1 pseudogene is annotated in these 1053 nt (G+C 60.9%); it reads right to left on the bottom strand.

The annotated features are described in order from the left end of the window. Positions 1–16: 16 nt before the first annotated feature. Positions 17–956: pseudogene (locus tag QN219_RS33730) on the bottom strand (IS630 family transposase). Between the last annotated feature and the right edge of the window lie 97 nt (positions 957–1053).

The following is a 1053-nucleotide window of genomic DNA, read 5'->3' as shown; positions in this document are numbered from 1 at the left end:
CTAGAGCACGTCCACTTTAATCCGGGTCATATCCTGCTGCTGCGAAGTAGTTCGCACACTCTTGCGGCTCGAAGAGCTTGACGATGTCGCCAACGGTGTTCCAGAGGGCGTCGACGGAGCGTTCGGCCCTTGCCCGCAGAAGCGCCTTGAGCTTTGAGAAGGCGTTTTCGATCGGAAGTCGGGGCTATAGGGCGGGAGATAGAGCAGCGTGCAGCCGGCGGTTTCTATGGCCTGTCGGATGCCATCTGCCTTGTGGGCCGGCAGGTTGTCCATGACGACGATGTCGCCGGGCGTGAGCGTAGGCACGAGAACCTGCTCGACATAGGCCCGGAAAGCCACTCCATTCATCGCCCCGTCAAGGACCATCGGCGCGGTCATGCCGGAGAGCCTGAGCGCCCCGGTGAACGTCGTAGTTTTCCAATGACCATGCGGAACGCCCGATCGGCAACGCTCTCCGCGCGGCGAGCGACCGCGAAGCCGGGACATCTTCGTGGAAAGACCCGTCTCGTCTATGAAGACGAGGCGGGCTGGATCGAGATCAAGCTGTGCATCGAACCAGTCCTGACGCCGCTTCAGGAGGTCTGGCCGCTCCTGCTCCAATGCATGTGCGGTCTTTTTTTGAATGTGAAGCCGCGCTTGCGCAGCCAGACGTCGAGGGTGCTGCGGCCGATAGAGACGGATCGGTCCTCTTCCAGACGCAAAACCATCTCGTTCAGCGTGATGTCCTTCGACACCTCGATCATGCCGATGATGAAAGCCTCATGATCGTCGAGACGGGAACCTCCAGGTCGCCCCTGCTTGGCAGCGCTCACCTGACCCTGCCGGGCGCTCGCGATCCAGGCAATCGCCGTCGAAATCCCGATCCCGAACCGCGCTGCAGCCGACCGCGCGGACATCCCACCAGACGACGCAGCCAGAACCCGGTGACGAAGATCATCACTCAATGCTCGGGCCATATTCCCTCCGACAAATCAAAGACAGGAGGAGGGAATCACAGCACGCTCTGAAAAGGAATCCTCACGCCGATTCCGCTTTCATCGGACGCGCTCTAGC

The sequence above is a fragment of the Sinorhizobium sp. 8-89 genome (genome assembly GCF_030124325.1).
GTDB lineage: Bacteria > Pseudomonadota > Alphaproteobacteria > Rhizobiales > Rhizobiaceae > Sinorhizobium.
Note: the sequence above shows the minus strand (reverse complement) of the source record. Positions and strands in the feature narration are given on the sequence as shown.